Genomic DNA, 19016 nt, shown 5'->3' on the forward strand with positions numbered 1-19016 from the left:
GTGGTGACGCACTGCGTCACCACAGCGTTGCTAAATAATTGGCAACGCACTGGTTTGTACTATTGCACACCAATTCCGGGGTGTTAAAGTACAAGGGAGCTGAAACCGGTAATCGGCAAATAACATGAGCCGGTTTTGGAGCCGAAAAGATGGTTCCGTCATGGTGATGGGACCAACCTTTGGAACAGGGAGACTTCTCTAATGTCGAAAACCAAGCTCGGCCTTCTTGCCACTGCTTCCGCGCTTGTTCTTTCAATGGGTGCTGCCAAGGCTGACATCGTGATCGCGACCGTAGGTCCGATGACCGGTCCTTACGCTGCGTTCGGCGAACAGATGACCAAGGGCGCAGAGAAAGCAGTTGCTGACCTCAACGCTGCTGGCGGCGTGAATGGCGAAAAAGTCGTTCTCGAAGTTGGCGATGACGCTTGCGACCCGAAACAGGCTGTTGCTGTTGCAAACCAGCTGGTTAGCAAAAACGTAGCCCTGGTTGCTGGTCACTTCTGCTCGGGTTCCTCGATCCCGGCTTCAGAAGTGTACTTCGAAGAAGGCATCGTTCAGATTTCCCCGGCTTCGACCAACCCGCAGCTCACCGAGCGTGACATGGACAACGTGTTCCGTGTTTGCGGCCGTGACGATCAGCAGGGTGAAGTTGCTGGTAAATACCTGGCAGAAAACTATGGCGACAAGAAAATCGCTATCGTTCATGACAAACAGGCATATTCCAAAGGTCTTGCTGACGAGACCAAGAAAAACCTGAATGCTGCTGGCGTTACCGAAGCAATGTACGAAGCAATCACCCCGGCTGAGAAAGATTACTCGGCTCTGGTGACCAAGCTGAAATCAGAAGGCATCGACGTTCTGTATTATGGCGGCTATCACACCGAACTCGGTCTGATCGTTCGTCAGATGCGCGCGCAGGGCATGGACACCCTTGCAATTTCGGGTGACGCACTGAACTCGCTCGAATATTGGTCGATCACTGGCGACGCTGGTAAGGGCACGCTCTTCACCGCTGGCCCGGCTCTTGAAAAAGACCCGCGCAACGCTGAACTCGTAAAATACTTCGAAGGTCAGGGTTACAAGCCGGAAGGTTACACCCTTTACACCTATGGTGCGATCCAGGCCTGGGCACAGGCAGTTGCCAAAGCTGGCACCACTGACTCCGAAGCTGTTATCGAAGCTCTGCACAGCGGCGCTTCCTTCGACACCGTTCTTGGCTCGATCTCGTTCGACGCCAAAGGTGACGTTGCTGCTCCGGGTTACGTATTCTACGAGTGGGAAAACGGTTCCTACGACTACGCGAACTAATCAAATCATCTGATTTGGAAAAGCCCGGCCTTGTGCCGGGCTTTTTTTTGTGTCTGTCTTTATCCTGCGACGGGCAGGGACAAGGTTACTTTGCCTTACGGCCAAGACCGATTTTCTTGGCGAACTGCGAACGCTGTTTTGCGTAGTTCGGCGCAACCATCGGGTAATCCGCCGGCAGGCCCCATTTCGCACGATATTCTTCCGGGGTCAGGTTGTAGGTGGTGCGCAGGTGACGTTTCAGCATTTTCAGCTTCTTACCGTCTTCAAGGCAGATGATGTAATCATCGCCAATGGATTTGCGTACCGGTACAGCCGGTTTGAGCGGCTCCTGTTCCGGTTCTTTCTCAACTTCATGAATTTCATCAAGCGAAGAAAATACAGTGGAAATCAGTTCAGGGATCTGAGCGGCAGCAAGAGCATTGTTGCTGACATATGCGGAAACAATATCAACGGTCATCTGCAAGAGTTCGTCGCGATCAAGCACACTGTTCTCGTTTTCAGCCATAATTGAAGTAACCCTTCATTTGAAAATTTACATTAAACTTAATGCACTATTCATTCGATATAGTCAAACAACAGAAAAACACAAGCCAATTCATCAGAAGTTGTCTTGGTAGAAGTATACTTCTGACTGGCTAACGGATTTTCAGAAATAAATTAGCATAACCAATAGGCGCATTAGCAAAGACAGTTAAGCGTTATGCGCGATACTACTGCTGATACGGTATCATTGTACTATACGGTAAGTCGTTCTTGTTGCTATTTTATGTTGCTTGAGTATTAGTGGTAAAACCAAAGCGTGTACCTGAGGCTTGACCGGTTTGGACATGAAGTGGTGTGGGGATGTTTTGATTGGGAAATGTCTGCGTAAAACTTGCCAAAATGGCATAGCTGCGCGTTGGCAGGGGCACTGCTATATGCTACAAGGCGCTCAATTTTGGTGTTCTACTTTCGAATAAAGGCGCGCTTATGACCGTCAAGTCCCTTGCCATTGCTGCCGATCATGGTGGTGTCGAGCTGAAATCCGCCATTATCAATGTCCTTAAAGAACGCGGCATCGAAGTTCACGATCTTGGAACCAACGGCACTGCGTCCGTTGACTATCCGGATTTTGCTCAAGCTGTAGCGAAGTCGATCATTGATGGTAATGCAGAAGCCGGCATTCTGGTTTGTGGTTCTGGTATCGGCATGAGCATCGCGGCAAACCGTTACCCGCAAATTCGCGCAGCACTCGTCCATGACCGTCTTTCCGCACAGCTGTGCCGTCAGCATAACAATGCAAATGTTCTGTGCCTTGGCGCACGCCTGCTGGGCGATGCGACTGCACTTGATTGCGTTGATGCGTTTCTGGCGACCGAATTCGAAGGCGGTCGTCACGAAGGTCGCGTTGCGAAAATGTCCTGCTCAGTCTGATTTTTACCGCCATCTGGCATTAACCGGAACGGGTTGCATTGCATGGCAATGACCGGCCCGTCACATTGCATCGAAAGAGGCCCCAGCATGTCGTTCAAAGGTTTTTTCACCACCAGCTTGTCCGACGCCGATCCGGCACTGTTCAAATCTGTTACCGATGAACTGGACCGTCAGCAGAACCAGATCGAAATGATCGCTTCGGAAAACATCGTTTCCAAAGCCGTCATCGACGCACAGGGTACTGTTCTGACCAACAAATATGCCGAGGGTTATCCTTCGCGCCGTTACTATGGTGGCTGTGAATTTGTTGACGTTGCCGAACAACTGGCAATTGATCGCGCCAAAGAAATCTTTGGGTGTGAATATGTCAACGTACAGCCGCACTCTGGCGCACAGGCAAACGGTGCGGTAATGCTCGCACTTTGCAAGCCGGGCGACACCATTCTTGGTATGTCGCTTGACGCTGGTGGTCACCTGACCCACGGTGCGCGTCCGGCACTTTCGGGTAAATGGTTCAATGCGATCCAGTATGGCGTTCGTGAAGATGACCTGACCCTTGATTACGATCAGGTTGAAGCGCTTGCTGTTGAACACAAACCGGCCCTGATCATTGCTGGTGGTTCGGCCATCCCGCGTCAGATCGATTTCAAGCGTTTCCGTGAAATTGCAGACAAAGTTGGCGCGCTTCTGATGGTTGATATGGCGCACTTTGCTGGCCTGGTTGCCGGCGGCGTTCATCCGAGCCCGCTTCCGTACGCAGATGTTGTCACCACCACTACGCACAAAACCCTTCGTGGTCCGCGTGGCGGCATGATCCTGTCGAACAACCTTGATATCGGCAAAAAGATCAACTCTGCTGTCTTCCCGGGTCTTCAGGGCGGTCCGCTCATGCATGTTATTGCCGCCAAGGCAGTCGCATTCGGCGAAGCACTTCGTCCGGAATTCAAAGAATATGCACAGCAGGTTGTCGATAACGCAAAGGCACTGGCTGAAGTTCTGGTCAAGCGCGGCTTTGACATCGTCACTGGCGGCACCGACACCCACCTGATGCTGGTTGACCTGCGTCCGAAGGGCCTGAAAGGCAACACTGCCGAGGTCGCTCTGGAACGTGCAGGTATCACGTGTAACAAAAACGGTATTCCGTTTGATACCGAAAAGCCGACCATCACCTCTGGTGTACGCCTTGGTACGCCTGCGGGCACCACGCGTGGTTTTGGTGTTGCTGAATTCCAGCAGATCGGTGAGCTGATCGGTGACGTTCTTGACGCCATGGTCGATAGCCCGGAAGGCAATGCCGAAGTTGAGGCAGCCGTCCGTGCAAAGGTCGAAGACCTCTGCAAACGCTTCCCGATCTATTCCTGATCGCCAAGAGCTGAGTAAAGATAATGCGTTGCCCGTTTTGCGGACATACCGATACCCAGGTTAAGGATTCCCGTCCGACCGAAGAGCATCATGCCATTCGTCGGCGCCGGTTCTGTCCTGCCTGTGGGTCACGCTTCACGACATTTGAACGTGTTCAGTTGCGTGAGTTGATGGTGGTCAAAACGGACGGGCAACGCGAGTTGTTCGACCGCGACAAATTGGCGCGGTCGATCTTTCTTGCCTGCCGCAAAAGACCGATTGAAGATGAACGTGTCGAGAAGGCATTAAATGGTATTCAGCGCCGTCTCGAAAGCAGCGGCGAAAGCGACATTTCCACCGACACCATTGGTGAAATGGTGATGGAGGCGCTCAATGCCCTCGATCAGGTGGCCTATGTGCGCTACGCTTCGGTCTATAAGAATTTCCGCGAAGCACGCGATTTCGAACAATTCGTCGAAAAAATGCATGATGGGGAAGAAGAGGCGGACGCAGAGTAATGACAGCCCCCGCGTTTACGGAAGACGACCGGCATTTCATGCGGGTCGCACTAAGCCTGTCAAAACGCGGTTTGGGAAATGTCTGGCCAAACCCGGCCGTTGGTTGTGTCCTTGTTTCTTCTGATGGTGCCATTGTCGGGCGCGGGCATACAAAGCCTGGCGGTCGACCACATGCCGAACGTGTTGCCCTTGATATGGCGGATGATCTGGCGCTTGGTGCCACTGCCTATGTCACCCTTGAACCATGCAGCCATTTTGGTAAGTCACCACCCTGTGCGGCCGGCCTGATTGAAGCTGGGGTCAAACGAGTTGTCAGTGCTTTGACCGACCCGGATCCACGTGTATCGGGCAGGGGGCATGATATGCTCCGCGATGCCGGTATTACTGTTGATGTTGGTCTATTTGCTGACGAAGCACGCCAGATCAATCAGGGATTCCTGTCCAAGGTCGAGCGCAATCGGCCGCTGGTTACCCTAAAACTCGCCTCCACCATTGATGCGCGGTCCGCGACATCCATCGGTGAAAGCCAATGGATCACGGGGCCTTCTGCGCGCGAAGATGGCCATCGCTTGCGTGCAAATCATGATGCGATCCTTGTTGGGGCAGCAACAGTCATTGCAGATGATCCTACACTGACTTGCCGCCTGCCGGGGCGCGAACATCAGTCACCGGTCCGTGTTGTTTTGGACCGGACCGGGTCCGTTCCGACATCGGCCAAGCTTGTGGGATCTGCCGGGGATGTCCCGACTTGGATTGTGACCAGTGGTCCGCATTTCGCGGAACTATCGGAAAAATTTGAAAAAACTTCTGTAAAAGTGATCTCTGCCAGATGCGCAGCTGATCATTTTGACCTACATGACGTCATGCAAAAGCTTGCCGAAGAAGGCCTGACCCGCATCCTTGTTGAGACAGGTGGTACCCTTGGAGCAGCATTGGTCAAGGACGGTCTGGTGGATCGGATCATTCACTATGTTGCCCCATCGATGATCGGTGGTGATGGCAAGGCGATGATTGCCGAACTTGGACTGAAACGGCTTGCGGATATGCCGTGTTTTGAACGAACCTCTGTTCACACAGTGGGGCAGGATATTGCGGTAACTTACTTTAATAAAACGGATTAGTTTATATGTTTACTGGCATCATTACTGATATCGCAACGGTTCGCGCCATCGAAAAAACCGGGGATACCCGTTTCGAATTTACGACGGCTTTTGAAACCTCCAAGATCGTTCTGGGTGCGTCGATCGCATGTAATGGTGCCTGCATGACCGTGGTTGAAACCGGCAATGACTGGTTTGCGATTGAGGCGTCGGCAGAGAGCCTTTCGCGCACCACACTCGGCGATCTTGCCGTTGGTTCCAAGGTGAACCTTGAGCAGGCAACCCGTGTCGGTGATGAGCTTGGTGGTCATATTGTTTCGGGTCATGTCGATGGCGTTGCCATCCTGACCAAACGTATCCCGGAAGGCGATTCTTTGCGTCTGACATTTGAAGTGCCGGAATCCTTTGCGAAATATATCGCTTCAAAGGGCTCCGTGACGCTTGAAGGTGTGTCTTTGACAGTCAATGAGGTTGACGAAAACACTTTCGGTATCAATCTGATACCTCATACGCAGATACACACCACGTTGGGTTCGAAACAGCCGGGTGACCGGATCAATTTCGAAATCGACATGCTTGCACGCTATGTTGCGCGCATGCTGGGCAAGGATTGATCAAAGATGCCAAACACCTATCTTTCCCCGATTGAAGACGTCATTGAAGAAGCCCGCAATGGCCGGATGTTTATTCTGGTCGATGACGAGGATCGCGAAAACGAAGGTGATCTTGTCATTCCAGGGCAGATGGCAACACCCGATGCTATCAATTTCATGGCAACACATGGTCGCGGTCTGATTTGTCTGACCCTTGAATCGCAGCGCTGTGATGAGCTCGGCCTGACGATGATGAGCGCTCATAACGGTACCCGTCACGAAACAGCGTTTACCGTTTCAATCGAGGCCAAAACTGGTGTGACCACCGGCATTTCAGCACCTGACCGTGCACGTACCATTGCCGTGGCGATTGATCCAAACGCCGGACGCCATGATATCGTAACGCCAGGCCATGTATTCCCGCTGCGAGCCCGTCCGGGCGGTGTTTTGGTCCGTGCAGGCCACACGGAAGCATCGGTTGATATCGCGCGCCTTGCCGGTTTGAACCCGTCAGGCGTTATTTGCGAGATCATGAGCGAAAATGGCGAAATGGCACGTCTGCCGGAATTGGTTGAGTTCGCCAAGAAGCATGATCTTAAAATCGCACAGATTGCTGATCTGATCCGCTATCGCCGCAAACACGAAAAAGTCGTGCAGCGCAAAGCCACCACTAAGATCCAAAGCGTGAATGGTGGCGAGTTTGACATGCATCTTTACGTTAACAACGTCACCTATGCTGAACATATCGCGCTGGTAAAAGGCGACATCAGCGACGATGCGCCTGTTCTGACGCGCGTACATGCGCTCAATGTAATTGAAGACGTCCTTGGTGACACCCAGACCGAACATCATGGGCAATTGGCTGCCGCGATGCGCCAGATCGGCGAAGAAGGCCGTGGTGTGGTTGTTCTAATTCGTGAACCGCGTCCCAATACGCTTTCATCATCGATTGCCAAGCTGATTGAGCTAAATGGTGGTGACGGTGAAGCCCTGCGTCAGGAAATAGCGCAGGCCACGGGCGAGGCGGATTTACGTGACTATGGTGTCGGCGCACAAATCTTGCACGATCTGGGCATTCGCGACATGATTCTGCTTTCAAATACAAAACGACACATTGTAGGACTTGACGGCTTCGGCCTAAATCTGGTTGATCAGCGTCCGCTTGTCGTCTCGGAGGAATAAAACCATGACCAATGCCCCCCACATTCTCATTGTGGATGCGCCATACTACACGCATATCGTAGAAGACCTTGTCAAAGGGGCTTCTGCAACTCTAGAGGCCGGTGGTGCAACGTGGGACCGTATTTCGGTGTCTGGTGCCTTCGAAGTGCCGATTGCTATTCGCTACGCCGTCCAGTCGATGGAAGAACTGGCAACTGGCCCGCGCTATGACGGATATCTCGCACTTGGTTGCGTTATCCGCGGTGAGACGACACACTATGATCACATCTGCGAAGAAGCCAACCGTGCACTGATGCAGCTTTGCCTTGATTACAATCTTGCGATTGGCAACGGTATCCTTACCGTTGAGAACGAGGCACAGGCGCTGGCACGGGCGAAGGCGGACGAAAAGAACAAGGGTGGCGAAGCTGCCGACGCTGTTCTGCGTCAGATCGAAGTTCAAAACCATTTTGGAATCCATCACAAGTAATGACCGATAAACCAAAGGCATCTGCCGCACAGCGGCGCAGCGCAGCGCGTTTTGCCGCTATTCAGGCGCTCTATCAGGCGGAGCTTTCCCAGCTGTCCGCCAGCGATATCGTGCGCGAATATTCCGATTTCCGACTTGATGGCGAAGGCGGTCGTGATCTCGACCTGACCAATGATGACCTGATTGATCCGGATCGTGGTTTCTTTGCCGATCTCGTTCAGGGCGTTGCCGCACGTATGGTTGATATCGACGCGCTGGTCGATGGTGCGCTTGAAAAAGGCTGGACCACCAAACGTCTGGAAACCGTTCTGCGCAGCATCATGCGTGCTGGTACTTACGAGCTGATGGCACGTGAAGACGTCCCGATGCGCGTTGTTATCACTGAATATGTTGATGCTGCCCATTCGTTCTTTGACGAGAACGAACCGAAGCTGGTCAATGCGGTTCTTGATCGCATTGGTAAAACCCTGCGTCCTGGTGAAGCCGGACAGAAATGATATGGCAGCGCGATCTGGCGAATTTGATCTGATCGCGCGCTATTTTGCGCCCATCGCCGGGCGTGACCCAGCCGCATTGTCGCTTAAGGACGATGCGGCTGTTTTTTCTCCGCCATCCGGATGCGAAGTTGTCGTTACAACAGACGCACTGGTGGCAGATGTCCATTTCCGATCTATCGATGAACCAGAACTGATCGCGCAGAAAGTTTTGCGCGTGAACCTGTCTGATCTTGCCGCGATGGGGGCAAAGGCGGGTGGCGTGGTTCTTACCACCGGCTATAACCGTGATCTTCCCGAAGAATGGATTGCCCGCTTTGCCAAAAGCTTTGGCGAAGATTGTGCACATTTTGACGTGCCGCTTTTGGGGGGCGATACGGTTGGAACACCGGGCCCGACATTTTTCAGCCTGACGGCGTTCGGATACGTTCCGGCGGGCAGGGCGCTTCGTCGCGATGCTGCGCGTCCGGGTGATGTTCTGGCTGTAACCGGTACCTTGGGGGATGCGGCATTGGGGCTATCAGTTCTAATGGGAAAACTGCCTGATCTGGATGAGAAGTCTGCTCAGTTCTTGCGGGATCGTTATTGGGTTCCGCAGCCGCGCATGGCTGAAAGCCAGTCCTGTATGGCTGCTGGTGGACGCTTTGCTGCCATGGATCTATCGGATGGATTGGCTGGGGACAGTCGCAAGATTTGCTCTGCATCGAATGTCGGAATGATCATTCATCAAGACGCTATTCCGCTATCTGATGCTGCCAAGGCGGTGCTGGAAGAACATCCGGATTGTTGGGCCCAGATCCTTGGTGGTGGTGATGACTACGAATTACTGATCACGGGAAGTTCTAGGGATATCAGTTCGTTGGGCGATACAGTTGCTGTGATTGGTTCAGTTACCGATCAAGCCGGGCAGGTGATTCTTCAAACCCCGAATGGCAAAATGGCCGAACTCGCGCCAGACGGGTTCGACCATTTCAAGTAATTCACTGATCGGTTGATCAGCGTGTGATCGACTGGCTTACTTGCCTTCGCTGAAGCGGCCAAGGTTGCCAAACAGCTGCTGCAAGATCGTCATTTCACGACCGGCTGTTGGCGTGACGCGATCAGTCGGGATGACCGGTTTGCCATCTTCCAGATCGTATTCGCTCAAGATCTCGACGCGGTTCGCGGCATCAAAGCTGATCAGGACAACTTTCTGCTGCACAGTTTCCGGTTCAAAGAATGCGACCGTTTCGGTCACACGCGAAATATACAGCCAGACATTTTCATCGAACGCTGCAACGGTCGACGGGGAGCCCAAAATATCGGTGACATCACCCTTGGTCAATTCTCCCACAGAGATCTTTTCAAGCATTTCCGGTTCCGGCGCATTGCCGCGTGTGGCAATTCTTGGGCTGCAGGCCGAGACATAGGCAACAGCCAGTCCTGCCAGCATGATCAGGGGAATGCGGGTAATTTTGTTATGCATGAAGCTCACCTGAGCGACCCTCTTGTTGAAGCCAAACCGGAATTGCCTTGAGTTTCTGCGCTAGGCGCATGATATTGCCGGGCAATGACTGGGGCAGGAATGCCCCAAAAAGATTTACGGCATTCTGCGTGCCATGACAGGAATGTCAACGAAGGAGTGTTACTGTTGTTTGGATGGCTGAAGAAAAAAGACCGCAAGCAAACCGCTGCGTTCGAGCTTTACACCGCAATGGTAACCCAGGCGCGCCGACCTGACTTCTACGCAAAGCTGGGCGTTCCCGACACGATGGAGGGCCGCTTTGATCTTATTCTGGTTCATGCCTTTGTGCTTTTCCGGCGGCTTAAGGCTGATGATGGCGACAAAGATCTTGCGCAACATATCTTTGATGTGATGTTTGCCGATCTTGATCAGAATATGCGTGAAATGGGGATCGGCGACGTCGGTATCCTGAAACGCATCCGGAAAATGTCAAAATCCTATCACGGGCGCATTGTTGCCTATGAAGAAGGGGTTCAGTCTGGCGCAGCCGAGCTTGCCGCCGCATTGGACCGTAACCTTTATGCTGACTGCGATGTCAGCGATGAACAACTGATGGCGATGGTCGGGTATGTGCATGATGCACTGGCCGCGCTGGAAAAACAGACTATTTTGCAAATGCAGAACGGTGCTGTGCATTTTCCCGATGCACCAAAAGTTGCCGTTGACGCCACGCACTAGAAAGAACGAATGAATGTCTAAGAAATTTACGCCCGAGTTTTCCCGCATCGTCAAAACGGACGAGCAGGTCAATCCCAAGGAAAAACTCGTCATCGAAGCCAACGACAAAGAACGCGCAGCTCTTGCCAAGCGTTTCGAACTGGTTTCCATCGATAACCTGACCGCTGAGCTGACGATCAAGACGGCATCAAATGGCGAAGTGACCCTGCGTGGCACGATGCATGCCGATATCGTTCAGAGCTGTGTCGCAACCCTTGAACCGGTTCCGGAAACCGTTGAGGACGCGATCGAAGTTCTGTTCTCGCCGCATGTATCCGAAGACGATCTTCCGTCCAACCCGGATGATCTTGAAGACCTGTCTGAAGAAGAACTGATGGCGTTGCTTGACCAGCCGGAACCGCTTGTCGATGGCATGATTGATGTTGGTGAAGTTGTGGCCCAGTTCCTGGCAGTCGCGATGAACCCGTATCCGCGCAATGACGACGCAGAAATGCCGGACTCCGTCAAATCCGAGGAAGAAGCGCAGGAAGAACGTCCGAACCCGTTTGCGCAGCTTGCCGGTCTTAAAGAGCAGCTTGAAAAGAAAAAATAATCGCTATTTGGGCGCGAATGCCTGACGATTAGGGACTTTGAACATGCCGGTATTTACCGGCATTTCACTTTTGGACATCATGATGTCGATGTTTGTCGGGGGACGGCTTGGCCAAGCAGGCTCGGCTTTACCTTGTATCTGGTCGAGAATTCCGGTAATTACGGGCGTTCCGGCAAACAGACGACGGTCTAAAGCCTTAGGGCTTGCCTGCCGGTTATCCGGTTCAGAAAATTTTAGAACAACCATAAGAGAATACGTTGCCTGAACAGGTTTGCATATCACTTGACGCGATGGGAGGAGACCACGCGCCAGAGATGGTCGTAGCGGGTGCTGAAATCGCACTGAAACGATTGCCCCATCTCAAGTTTCTGATGTTTGGCGATGAAGCACGGCTTAAGCCGATGCTGGCCAAGTATCCTGCATTGGAAGCTGTTAGCGAGGTTCGCCACGCATCCCAGGAAGTTTCGATGGAAGACAAGCCTTCCGTCGCCCTGCGTCAGCGTCGTGATTCCAGCATGCGCCTTGCGATTAACGCCGTTAAAGAAGGCGATGCGCAAGGTGTTGTTTCCGCCGGTAATACCGGCGCTCTGATGGCAATGGCCAAATTTGTGCTCAAAACCGTTCGCGGCATCGACCGGCCGGCCATCGCGACCTATATGCCGACCCAGCGCGGCGAAACCGTGATGCTTGACCTTGGTGCGAACATCGAATGCGATGAGAACAACCTTGTTCAGTTCGCGCTGATGGGCGAAGTTTTTGCGCGCATTCTGTTTGGCCTTGAAAAGCCTTCTGTCGGTCTGCTCAATGTCGGCATCGAAGAACTCAAGGGCAATAAATCGGTCAAGAAAGCCGCGGCAATTCTGCGCGATATCGATCTTCCGATCCGTTTTGAGGGCTTTGTCGAAGGTGATGACCTTGCCAAGGGGACCGTTGACGTCATCGTGACAGACGGTTTTACCGGTAACGTCTCCCTTAAAACGGCTGAGGGGACTGCGCGTCTTCTTGTTCATTTCCTGCGTGAAACGTTCAAAAGTTCATTCTTTGCCAAAGTGGGCTATCTGCTTGCGCGCCGTTCCTTGCAGCGCTTCCGCGATCGTATGGATCCGCGGCGCTATAATGGTGCAATGTTGCTTGGCCTCAATGGTATTGCGGTTAAAAGCCACGGCGGTACGGATGCACTTGGTTTCTCCAATGCGATCGGCGTTTGCCATGACCTGGTCGTGAACAAGCTTAATGACAGCATCAAGAACGAGCTTGCTGCATTCGAACAGGCCATGAGCGGCCTTGAGGATGGCGAGCCGGAAGTTGCTGTGCCTGTTGGTCAAGCCGACTGATAAACTCATTAAAACAATAGAAAACTGGCGGTCCCCAAATCATGACAGTTCGTTCTCGCATTATTGGTTGCGGCTCATATCTTCCTGCAAATGTTGTAACCAATGATGATCTGGCAAAGCGCGTGGATACGTCAGATGAGTGGATCGTAGCGCGTACCGGCATCCGTCAGCGCCACATTGCCGCCGAAGGTCAGACCACAAGTGATCTTGCCTTCGAAGCAGCCAAAAAGGCGATGGAACATGCCGGTGTCACGTCAGAAGATATCGACCTGATCATTGTTGCGACCGCAACGCCAGACAACACATTCCCGGCAACAGCGACCAAGGTCCAGAACCGTTTGGGTGTTAAGGGCTTTGCCTTTGACGTTCAGGCAGTTTGTTCGGGATTTGTTTATGGTCTGACGACCGCCGATATGTATATCCGCAACGGGCAGGCGAAGACCGCACTTGTGATCGGTGCTGAGACATTCTCGCGCATTCTGGATTGGGAAGACCGTCGTACCTGTGTTCTGTTTGGCGATGGTGCAGGGGCGGTTGTCCTTCAGGCTGTCGAAGGCAAGGGTACTGTTGAAGATCAGGGCATTCTTGCAAGCCGTCTGCATTCTGATGGCAGCAAGTATGAGCTTCTTTATGTTGATGGTGGTCCGTCTGCGACCCAGACCGTTGGCCATCTGCGCATGGAAGGCCAGGAAGTCTTCCGCCATGCTGTGACCAACCTTGCAAGCGTGATTCGCGAAGTTCTTGCTGATACCGGTCTTGAAGCAGGTGATATTGATTGGCTGGTGCCGCATCAGGCCAACCGTCGCATTCTCGATAGCACGGCGAAGAAGTTCGGCATTTCGCCTGACAAGGTCGTTGTGACCGTGGATCGCCATGCCAATACTTCGGCAGCGTCAATCCCGCTGGCCTTGGCGGAGGCCGTTCACGATGGTCGCGTTCAGCGCGGTGATATCGTGATTTTGGAAGCCATGGGCGGCGGATTTACCTGGGGCGCATCGCTCGTTCGTTGGTAAGGCGGCGGATTGCCTGAGCTCTGCCGCGCAGAAAAACACAGCAATTCCGTAAAAATCACAACATTCCGCCTTAAAGCAGTGTATCCTGTTGATATTGACTGATTTCGCCACCAGATATAGCCTTGTGTATAAAGTCCCGAAATAAGGAGGCGGCCTGTTATGTCGGAAACAACGATTACCCGTGCGGATCTCGCTGAAGCCGTTTACCAGGAAGTAGGTCTGTCGCGGAATGAGTTCGCCCAGCTACTCGAAACTGTGCTTGATGAAATTTCGTCTGCCCTGATCAAAGACGAAGTCGTGAAGATCTCCTCATTCGGGAGCTTCTCTGTACGTCAGAAAGGGCAGCGTATCGGACGTAACCCGAAAACGGGTGAAGAAGTACCAATTCTTCCGCGTAAGGTGCTTGTGTTCCGACCGTCACAGGTTCTGAAAGCCCGCATTAACGCTTAAGATAAAAGAACTCATGAAAACGAACTTGGGGGCTGTGGCGGGGACTTCCCGCCGGACAGCAAAGTCTGACTCTGCTTTTCGAACAATTAGCGAGGCTGCTAAAGAACTCGGTCTTCAGCAGCACGTATTGCGGTTCTGGGAATCCAAGTTTCCACAGATCCAGCCGATGAAACGTGCGGGCGGCCGTCGTTATTACCGCCCGGAAGACATCGAATTTCTCGGCAATATTCGCACATTGCTGCACGATCAGGGTTTCACGATCAAAGGGGTGCAGAAGCTTCTTGATCAGAATAAGGGCAAGCTGCCCTCTGAAATCTCTGTGACTGCGCAAGAAGCAGAGCAGGGCGTATCAGAACCCGTTTCAATCACCAGTTCTGGTGTTACCCAGATCGGTGCAGACGTTGATAAATCAGCGCTTCGCAGCGTTTTGGGTGAATTGGAAGAACTGCAAGGCATCCTTAGGTCGAGCCTGCAGGACATCAAAAAAAATCCGTAAAAATCATTTGCGTCTTTGGCGTGGCGCCGCTATTTATCGAGCCGCGCCAACCGGCGCATCTATACGGTCGGAGCGTGGCGCAGCCTGGTAGCGCACCTGCATGGGGTGCAGGGGGTCGGAGGTTCGAATCCTCTCGCTCCGACCAATATCTTCCCCTTCAAAATCAAATGACGATGTCCAACCTGACCGGCATTACGGCATCAGGCGACCAAGTGTTTCCACATCCCCGTTTTCATCAAGTTTGATCAAAATGATCTCGCCGGATCGCGGATAAATCCCGGTCAGAGCCGTGATGTTGACTTGATGGGTTACCAGCATCGCATTGGTGTTATCGGGCAGGTTGGCAAGCCGTTCGATGGTCTGGCCGGTTTGTTCGGGCTCGGTGCTTCGATCACCAAAGAAAGAGTTCAGCGCCGGTTCCTCTTCGACATTACCAAGACCAAGCAGGGTCGCTGTATCAACGCACCGGCACCATTGGCTGGTCAGGACCAGATCGATCTCGACACCCATATCGCGAATACGATCACCGGTCCGGCGCGCCTGATCACGTCCTGTTTCATCAAGATTGCGTTGGGTGGTGCAATCACCCAGGCGGAAGTTGGCCGGATCACCGGTGCCGGGTGCAATCGCGTGGCGCATCAATGCGTGCACTCCCGGCTGTTTCCATAACTGCCATGGGTCGTTATCAGAAGCCGATGCGGATAGCGGTGATAAGGCGAGCAAGACGATCGCCGCCAGAGTAGTAATGGACTTTTGAGCAAACATGACATGACCGGGTTTTGAAGAAAGGCACCTATTCCTGATACCCGCCATCTATCTGATCGGATCAGATTGGTCGTTTCAGCGTCATGTTTTGGAGTAATTGCTATACTGCGATTTACTTCTCAGAGATCGATGTTGCGACCCGGCGGCCTTCATCCGTGAGCTTGCAAATCAGCCAGTCGGGTTTGACCGGGTTGTCAAACCAAGGGGCGGCCCAGCCGTGATCGATGCAACTACGCACGGTTTTTTCGCTGATTTGTTTGCCATTGCCGTCAAAAAGCGGCAACTTACCGCCAGGCTGGCTTAAACCACGGCGCAGCCATTCAAGTTGAACGTCAGTTGGCTTCGAATGTTTTTTCCCCGCCATCGGTACTCCCCGCACCGTTATGATATGATTGGTCTCATAAACATCTGATGGCATCCAGTGTGACGGATTATCAACCATGGAGCAATCGCTATGACGCCAGATCAGTTTCAGGCAAGTGAAATGTCATTTTTGTATGTCACTGTTCCCGATATGGAAATTGCCCGTGTCATTGCTGGTGGCGCCATCCGTGAAAAGCTTGCCGCCTGTGCCAATGTATTGCCGCAAATGACGGCGATCTATGAATGGGACGGGGATGTTGAGGAAGAAACCGAAGTTGTCGTGATCCTCAAAACATCCCGTGCGTCGGCACCAACCCTTGCGCAGTGGGTTGAAGAACATCATCCCTATGAGGTGCCTTGTATTCTGGAGCTGCCATTGGGGCGTGGAAATCATGACTATGTGTCATGGCTGCAACAACAACTGGGATCACGATCACGGCTGATCTGATTGCATCTTGCGGCGCTGGCCCATAGGATGACGCAAATTTAATCCTTTGGGTGATGTGTTTTAATGAACCAGCTGACTAAAATGGCTCTTGAGATGGGGCCATTGATCCTGTTTTTTGCGGTTAATGCGACGACCAATCTGATGACGGCAACGGCTGTGTTTGTCGTGGCGACCATTGTTGCGTTGGCAACATCTTATGCCATCGCGCGAACCATTCCGGTTATGCCCCTGATTGGTGGTGCGTTCGTGATCGTGTTTGGCGGATTGACACTTTATCTCGATGACGAACTGTTCATCAAAATCAAACCAACCATTGTGAACATGCTGTTTGCCGGCATCCTGTTTGGTGGTCTTGCGGCAGGAAAGCTGTTTCTCAAACTGGTTTTGGAAAGTGCGTTCAAGGCAACTGATGAAGGCTGGCGTATCCTGACGTGGCGTTGGGCATTCTTCTTTGTCTTCTTGGCCATCGTCAATGAGATCATGTGGCGCAATTTCTCGACCGATACCTGGGTAGCCTTCAAGGTCTGGGGGATTATGCCAATCACGATGGTATTTGGTATGGCACAAGTGCCGGTATTGATGAAACATCAGTTACCAGAAGAAGAGGGTGGCTCAGCTGCCTCCTGATCGACGATCAGATCACAACAAAAAAAAGGGCAGGATGATTTCCTGCCCTTTGTCATTTTAGTGCACTGCCTGCGCTTCTTAGTTAATGGGCAATGCGACGCTGACCGCGGCCTGTGCGGCAATGCCTTCCTCGCGACCGGTAAAGCCAAGGCGTTCGGTCGTAGTTGCTTTGACATTCACACGATCAACGTCGATTTCGAGGATCTCGGCAACCTTTTCACGCATCGCCTGCGTATGTGGACCAATTTTCGGCCGCTCACAGATTAGCGTGACATCGGCATTTACAATGCGGCCACCACGTTTGCGGACCAGATCTGCAGCATGTTTCAAAAAGATATCGGATGCCGCACCTTTCCATTGCATGTCGCTTGGCGGGAAGTGCTGGCCGATATCGCCGGCACCAATTGCGCCAAGGATAGCATCGGTAAGTGTATGCAACCCGACATCGGCATCCGAATGTCCCTCGAGGCGGGCGGTATGTGGGACCTTGACCCCGCACAGGATGCAATGATCACCAGGGGCAAAACGGTGAACGTCAAAGCCGGTACCAGCGCGATATTCTTCCTGCGACATGCGCGAGACTTCCTTCTGTGTGGTGTTAACCCAGTCTTGCGCACGATCCATGTCGTCGCGACGGGTAATTTTATCATTGTTGGTCGTACCTTCAACGCAGACCACATCAAGGCCAAGCGTTTCAAGCAATGCTGCGTCGTCGGTAAATTCCTGACCTTCAAACTTCTCATGCGCATCAAGAATGGTCGCAAAATGGAAGCCCTGTGGCGTTTGGGCGCGGTGCAGACTTTCTCGTGGGATGGTGCGCGTGATGACGCCGCTGTCATCCGCTTGTTTAATGGTGTCGGCAACGGCCAAAGTCGGGATTGCACCACTATGGGTGTCAAGGGCGGCAATCACGCGCGCGATCACGTCATCAGAAATTCCCGGGCGCGCGGCATCATGGATCAAAACAACATCAGGGTTTTGGCCCGCCAATGCGCGCAGGCCATTTAACACAGACTGCTGACGTGTCTCGCCACCAGCCGTTGGTGCGGGCAGGGTGCAGATACCGTCAAGTGTGTTAGTTGCGGCGTCATACAGGTCTTGATGGGCCGGATTATAGACCACCTGAATAAGATCGGGTGCTGTATGTCTGGCAAAGTTCTCGATGCAATGCGCCACAAGGCTTTTGCCACCAAGCATGTGATATTGTTTTGGTATTGGGTCGCCAAATCTGCTACCGCTGCCAGCAGCAACGATGACAACCCCGATTTTTTTGGTCATAAACATGATGCCATGGCTTGTCTGAATTGCGCCGCAGGCTATCTTTCTGCGAAGGCTTTGCCAAGTCGGCATTTGGATTATCGGGAACTTGATCGTTTCCGCGACAAAAACGGACCATCGAATGCTTGCTGCATATATTCATATCCTGGCTTTGTTGCCGTTGACCGGGCAAATCATGCGCGCTGAACCAAAGCGCGATGTCTGGCTATATGGATCTATTGTGCTTGCAGCCCTTGGCACCATGGTGTTGCTTGGTCTGACCGGTGAAGAAGTTCAGTCGCGCGGGTTTGCAGCCGCCCTTCATTGGTCGGAGCTGACCGTGATCATGATCTTTGGCGGTCTTGTGATATGCAAAGGCCCGCATCAGGTGTGGCGTCTTGCCGGTTATATTGGCGGGTATCTGCTGCTATTTGCACTGCTGGCTGCTGTATTTCGTTTGTTTGGTAATGCATCGCCTGAAACGGTTTCCGGACCTGCACTTTATTCCGGCTGGCTTTGGGCGCATATCGGATCATCACTGATTACTTATGCGCTTGTTACCTTGGCGGCGATCGCAGCGATGGCTTATGTCGTACAGGAGCATGCACTTAAACACCGCAAACCAACGCGTTGGAGCCGCCGTCTTCCGCCATTGCGTGACAGCGAATTCATGCTGGTTGGATTTTTGAAATGGTCAGCGTGGGTATTGGTGATAGGCATCGTGTCCGGATTTGCCCTGCGTTACGTCGAAGGCAGCAGTCTGTGGGCAATTGACCACAAAATGCTATTAACGTTGCTTGGATTTGCGACGATCTGCACCCTGATCTTTATTCATGAAAAATCTACCTTACGCGGGCGCATGGCAGTGCGGTTTGTTCTTGGCGCCTGGTTGCTTTTGACCCTCGCATTTCCGGGCGTTCGTCTTGTGACCAGCTATATTGTTGGCTAGGTCGTTATTGATCTGCCGGATAATTACGCAACTTTTGGCCTAAACTACGAATTGTCTGCGTAATTACTGATCACTGTGCATTGCACCATAGTCGCATACCCGCTATTCACAGCCAAAATCCT

Annotated in this window: 25 protein-coding genes and 1 tRNA gene; 20 read left to right on the top strand and 6 right to left on the bottom strand. The window is 52.6% G+C overall.

The features are described 5' to 3' along the window. Positions 1-201 precede the first annotated feature (201 nt). Entirely contained in the window at positions 202-1308 is a 1107-nt protein-coding gene (locus tag ACMZ66_RS16830) for a branched-chain amino acid ABC transporter substrate-binding protein (protein WP_416938879.1), read from the top strand. A gap of 85 nt (positions 1309-1393) precedes the next feature. Here ACMZ66_RS16830 and ACMZ66_RS16835 read toward each other — a convergent pair whose 3' ends face one another. After that, a complete protein-coding gene (locus ACMZ66_RS16835) occupies positions 1394-1813 on the bottom strand; it encodes a MucR family transcriptional regulator (protein ID WP_416938881.1) in 420 nt (139 codons plus the stop codon). Between the two features lie 464 nt (positions 1814-2277). On the opposite strand from ACMZ66_RS16835, the gene rpiB reads away from it, so the two are divergent. The 9 genes from rpiB to thiL all read left to right on the top strand — a co-directional run bounded on the left by rpiB (position 2278) and on the right by thiL (position 9397). After that, positions 2278-2721 (top strand): ribose 5-phosphate isomerase B, encoded by a 444-nt coding sequence (gene rpiB, locus ACMZ66_RS16840; RefSeq protein WP_416938883.1) that lies wholly within the window; start codon positions 2278-2280, stop codon positions 2719-2721. Between the two features lie 87 nt (positions 2722-2808). Then, positions 2809-4083 (top strand): serine hydroxymethyltransferase, encoded by a 1275-nt coding sequence (gene glyA / locus ACMZ66_RS16845; protein WP_416938885.1) that lies wholly within the window; start codon positions 2809-2811, stop codon positions 4081-4083. Between the two features lie 23 nt (positions 4084-4106). Further along, complete coding sequence (gene nrdR, locus ACMZ66_RS16850) at positions 4107-4580, top strand: transcriptional regulator NrdR (protein WP_008891109.1); 474 nt, start codon at positions 4107-4109, stop codon at positions 4578-4580. Further along, on the top strand, positions 4580-5701 hold the full coding sequence (gene ribD / locus ACMZ66_RS16855; protein WP_416938887.1) for a bifunctional diaminohydroxyphosphoribosylaminopyrimidine deaminase/5-amino-6-(5-phosphoribosylamino)uracil reductase RibD: 1122 nt from the start codon (positions 4580-4582) through the stop codon (positions 5699-5701). The genes nrdR and ribD overlap by 1 nt, the downstream gene beginning before the upstream one ends. 5 nt (positions 5702-5706) lie before the next feature. After that, entirely contained in the window at positions 5707-6294 is a 588-nt protein-coding gene (locus ACMZ66_RS16860) for a riboflavin synthase (RefSeq protein WP_416938889.1), read from the top strand. Between the two features lie 6 nt (positions 6295-6300). After that, positions 6301-7455, top strand: coding sequence for a 3,4-dihydroxy-2-butanone-4-phosphate synthase (gene ribB / locus ACMZ66_RS16865; RefSeq protein ID WP_416938890.1), 1155 nt, complete (start codon positions 6301-6303; stop codon positions 7453-7455). A gap of 4 nt (positions 7456-7459) precedes the next feature. After that, entirely contained in the window at positions 7460-7924 is a 465-nt protein-coding gene (ribH, locus tag ACMZ66_RS16870) for a 6,7-dimethyl-8-ribityllumazine synthase (protein ID WP_416938892.1), read from the top strand. Further along, positions 7924-8421: a transcription antitermination factor NusB gene (nusB, locus tag ACMZ66_RS16875; RefSeq protein WP_416938893.1), complete on the top strand. Its 498-nt coding sequence runs from the start codon at positions 7924-7926 to the stop codon at positions 8419-8421. Before ribH ends, nusB begins: the two co-directional genes overlap by 1 nt. Before the next feature lies 1 nt (position 8422). Beyond that, complete coding sequence (thiL, locus tag ACMZ66_RS16880; RefSeq protein ID WP_416938895.1) at positions 8423-9397, top strand: thiamine-phosphate kinase; 975 nt, start codon at positions 8423-8425, stop codon at positions 9395-9397. Positions 9398-9433: 36 nt separating this feature from the next. On the opposite strand, the gene ACMZ66_RS16885 is transcribed toward thiL, so the two are convergent. After that, complete coding sequence (locus ACMZ66_RS16885; RefSeq protein WP_416938897.1) at positions 9434-9883, bottom strand: outer membrane protein assembly factor BamE; 450 nt, start codon at positions 9881-9883, stop codon at positions 9434-9436. 165 nt (positions 9884-10048) lie between these two features. On the opposite strand from ACMZ66_RS16885, the gene ACMZ66_RS16890 reads away from it, so the two are divergent. Together ACMZ66_RS16890 and ACMZ66_RS16895 are read left to right on the top strand one after the other, a co-directional pair. Continuing rightward, positions 10049-10600, top strand: coding sequence for a ubiquinol-cytochrome C chaperone family protein (locus tag ACMZ66_RS16890; RefSeq protein ID WP_416938899.1), 552 nt, complete (start codon positions 10049-10051; stop codon positions 10598-10600). Positions 10601-10613: 13 nt separating this feature from the next. Then, on the top strand, positions 10614-11192 hold the full coding sequence (locus tag ACMZ66_RS16895; protein ID WP_416938901.1) for a DUF177 domain-containing protein: 579 nt from the start codon (positions 10614-10616) through the stop codon (positions 11190-11192). Positions 11193-11195: 3 nt separating this feature from the next. Here ACMZ66_RS16895 and ACMZ66_RS16900 read toward each other — a convergent pair whose 3' ends face one another. Further along, positions 11196-11438 (bottom strand): hypothetical protein, encoded by a 243-nt coding sequence (locus ACMZ66_RS16900; RefSeq protein ID WP_416938903.1) that lies wholly within the window; start codon positions 11436-11438, stop codon positions 11196-11198. Between the two features lie 11 nt (positions 11439-11449). Between ACMZ66_RS16900 and plsX the strand changes: the two genes are divergently transcribed. From plsX to ACMZ66_RS16925, 5 genes are all read left to right on the top strand, one after another. Further along, positions 11450-12526 carry a phosphate acyltransferase PlsX gene (plsX, locus tag ACMZ66_RS16905; RefSeq protein ID WP_416938905.1) on the top strand — a complete coding sequence of 359 codons (1077 nt, stop codon included), beginning with the start codon at positions 11450-11452 and terminating at the stop codon, positions 12524-12526. A gap of 41 nt (positions 12527-12567) precedes the next feature. Next, positions 12568-13539 (top strand): beta-ketoacyl-ACP synthase III, encoded by a 972-nt coding sequence (locus ACMZ66_RS16910; RefSeq protein WP_416938907.1) that lies wholly within the window; start codon positions 12568-12570, stop codon positions 13537-13539. A gap of 159 nt (positions 13540-13698) precedes the next feature. Beyond that, positions 13699-13989 (top strand): integration host factor subunit alpha, encoded by a 291-nt coding sequence (locus ACMZ66_RS16915; protein WP_416938909.1) that lies wholly within the window; start codon positions 13699-13701, stop codon positions 13987-13989. 13 nt (positions 13990-14002) lie between these two features. Next, complete coding sequence (locus tag ACMZ66_RS16920) at positions 14003-14485, top strand: MerR family transcriptional regulator (protein WP_416938910.1); 483 nt, start codon at positions 14003-14005, stop codon at positions 14483-14485. A gap of 68 nt (positions 14486-14553) precedes the next feature. Beyond that, positions 14554-14630, top strand: a tRNA-Pro gene (locus ACMZ66_RS16925). A gap of 47 nt (positions 14631-14677) precedes the next feature. Here the strand turns inward: ACMZ66_RS16925 and ACMZ66_RS16930 are convergent. Together ACMZ66_RS16930 and ACMZ66_RS16935 are read right to left on the bottom strand one after the other, a co-directional pair. After that, positions 14678-15124: a histidine phosphatase family protein gene (locus tag ACMZ66_RS16930; RefSeq protein WP_416938912.1), complete on the bottom strand. Its 447-nt coding sequence runs from the start codon at positions 15122-15124 to the stop codon at positions 14678-14680. 238 nt (positions 15125-15362) lie between these two features. Further along, positions 15363-15692: a hypothetical protein gene (locus tag ACMZ66_RS16935; protein ID WP_416938914.1), complete on the bottom strand. Its 330-nt coding sequence runs from the start codon at positions 15690-15692 to the stop codon at positions 15363-15365. A gap of 12 nt (positions 15693-15704) precedes the next feature. Here ACMZ66_RS16935 and cutA point away from each other — a divergent pair, with 12 nt between their 5' ends. Together cutA and ACMZ66_RS16945 are read left to right on the top strand one after the other, a co-directional pair. Beyond that, the gene (cutA, locus tag ACMZ66_RS16940; protein ID WP_416938915.1) at positions 15705-16061 is read left to right on the top strand and encodes a divalent-cation tolerance protein CutA; all 357 of its coding nucleotides are present in this window, start codon (positions 15705-15707) and stop codon (positions 16059-16061) included. Between the two features lie 63 nt (positions 16062-16124). Next, positions 16125-16688, top strand: coding sequence for a septation protein A (locus ACMZ66_RS16945; RefSeq protein WP_416938917.1), 564 nt, complete (start codon positions 16125-16127; stop codon positions 16686-16688). A gap of 78 nt (positions 16689-16766) precedes the next feature. On the opposite strand, the gene ACMZ66_RS16950 is transcribed toward ACMZ66_RS16945, so the two are convergent. Next, positions 16767-17972, bottom strand: coding sequence for a bifunctional 2-C-methyl-D-erythritol 4-phosphate cytidylyltransferase/2-C-methyl-D-erythritol 2,4-cyclodiphosphate synthase (locus ACMZ66_RS16950; protein WP_416938919.1), 1206 nt, complete (start codon positions 17970-17972; stop codon positions 16767-16769). Between the two features lie 115 nt (positions 17973-18087). Here ACMZ66_RS16950 and ccsA point away from each other — a divergent pair, with 115 nt between their 5' ends. Beyond that, positions 18088-18894 (top strand): cytochrome c biogenesis protein CcsA, encoded by an 807-nt coding sequence (ccsA, locus tag ACMZ66_RS16955; protein ID WP_416938921.1) that lies wholly within the window; start codon positions 18088-18090, stop codon positions 18892-18894. Positions 18895-19016 lie beyond the last annotated feature (122 nt).

This window comes from Thalassospira sp. (assembly GCF_048059015.1).
Classification (GTDB): Bacteria; Pseudomonadota; Alphaproteobacteria; order Rhodospirillales; family Thalassospiraceae; genus Thalassospira.

What these genes read in the sequence shown, in the direction of transcription:
- ACMZ66_RS16830 (WP_416938879.1), top strand. Translation starts at nt 202, where the DNA reads ATGTCGAAAACCAAGCTCGGCCTTCTTGCCACTGCTTCCGCGCTTGTT.
- ACMZ66_RS16835 (WP_416938881.1), bottom strand. Translation starts at nt 1,813, where the DNA reads ATGGCTGAAAACGAGAACAGTGTGCTTGATCGCGACGAACTCTTGCAG.
- rpiB (WP_416938883.1), top strand. Translation starts at nt 2,278, where the DNA reads ATGACCGTCAAGTCCCTTGCCATTGCTGCCGATCATGGTGGTGTCGAG.
- glyA (WP_416938885.1), top strand. Translation starts at nt 2,809, where the DNA reads ATGTCGTTCAAAGGTTTTTTCACCACCAGCTTGTCCGACGCCGATCCG.
- nrdR (WP_008891109.1), top strand. Translation starts at nt 4,107, where the DNA reads ATGCGTTGCCCGTTTTGCGGACATACCGATACCCAGGTTAAGGATTCC.
- ribD (WP_416938887.1), top strand. Translation starts at nt 4,580, where the DNA reads ATGACAGCCCCCGCGTTTACGGAAGACGACCGGCATTTCATGCGGGTC.
- ACMZ66_RS16860 (WP_416938889.1), top strand. Translation starts at nt 5,707, where the DNA reads ATGTTTACTGGCATCATTACTGATATCGCAACGGTTCGCGCCATCGAA.
- ribB (WP_416938890.1), top strand. Translation starts at nt 6,301, where the DNA reads ATGCCAAACACCTATCTTTCCCCGATTGAAGACGTCATTGAAGAAGCC.
- ribH (WP_416938892.1), top strand. Translation starts at nt 7,460, where the DNA reads ATGACCAATGCCCCCCACATTCTCATTGTGGATGCGCCATACTACACG.
- nusB (WP_416938893.1), top strand. Translation starts at nt 7,924, where the DNA reads ATGACCGATAAACCAAAGGCATCTGCCGCACAGCGGCGCAGCGCAGCG.
- thiL (WP_416938895.1), top strand. Translation starts at nt 8,423, where the DNA reads ATGGCAGCGCGATCTGGCGAATTTGATCTGATCGCGCGCTATTTTGCG.
- ACMZ66_RS16885 (WP_416938897.1), bottom strand. Translation starts at nt 9,883, where the DNA reads ATGCATAACAAAATTACCCGCATTCCCCTGATCATGCTGGCAGGACTG.
- ACMZ66_RS16895 (WP_416938901.1), top strand. Translation starts at nt 10,614, where the DNA reads ATGTCTAAGAAATTTACGCCCGAGTTTTCCCGCATCGTCAAAACGGAC.
- ACMZ66_RS16900 (WP_416938903.1), bottom strand. Translation starts at nt 11,438, where the DNA reads ATGGTTGTTCTAAAATTTTCTGAACCGGATAACCGGCAGGCAAGCCCT.
- ACMZ66_RS16910 (WP_416938907.1), top strand. Translation starts at nt 12,568, where the DNA reads ATGACAGTTCGTTCTCGCATTATTGGTTGCGGCTCATATCTTCCTGCA.
- ACMZ66_RS16915 (WP_416938909.1), top strand. Translation starts at nt 13,699, where the DNA reads ATGTCGGAAACAACGATTACCCGTGCGGATCTCGCTGAAGCCGTTTAC.
- ACMZ66_RS16920 (WP_416938910.1), top strand. Translation starts at nt 14,003, where the DNA reads ATGAAAACGAACTTGGGGGCTGTGGCGGGGACTTCCCGCCGGACAGCA.
- ACMZ66_RS16930 (WP_416938912.1), bottom strand. Translation starts at nt 15,124, where the DNA reads ATGCGCCACGCGATTGCACCCGGCACCGGTGATCCGGCCAACTTCCGC.
- ACMZ66_RS16935 (WP_416938914.1), bottom strand. Translation starts at nt 15,692, where the DNA reads ATGGTTGATAATCCGTCACACTGGATGCCATCAGATGTTTATGAGACC.
- cutA (WP_416938915.1), top strand. Translation starts at nt 15,705, where the DNA reads ATGACGCCAGATCAGTTTCAGGCAAGTGAAATGTCATTTTTGTATGTC.
- ACMZ66_RS16945 (WP_416938917.1), top strand. Translation starts at nt 16,125, where the DNA reads ATGAACCAGCTGACTAAAATGGCTCTTGAGATGGGGCCATTGATCCTG.
- ACMZ66_RS16950 (WP_416938919.1), bottom strand. Translation starts at nt 17,972, where the DNA reads ATGTTTATGACCAAAAAAATCGGGGTTGTCATCGTTGCTGCTGGCAGC.
- ccsA (WP_416938921.1), top strand. Translation starts at nt 18,088, where the DNA reads ATGCTTGCTGCATATATTCATATCCTGGCTTTGTTGCCGTTGACCGGG.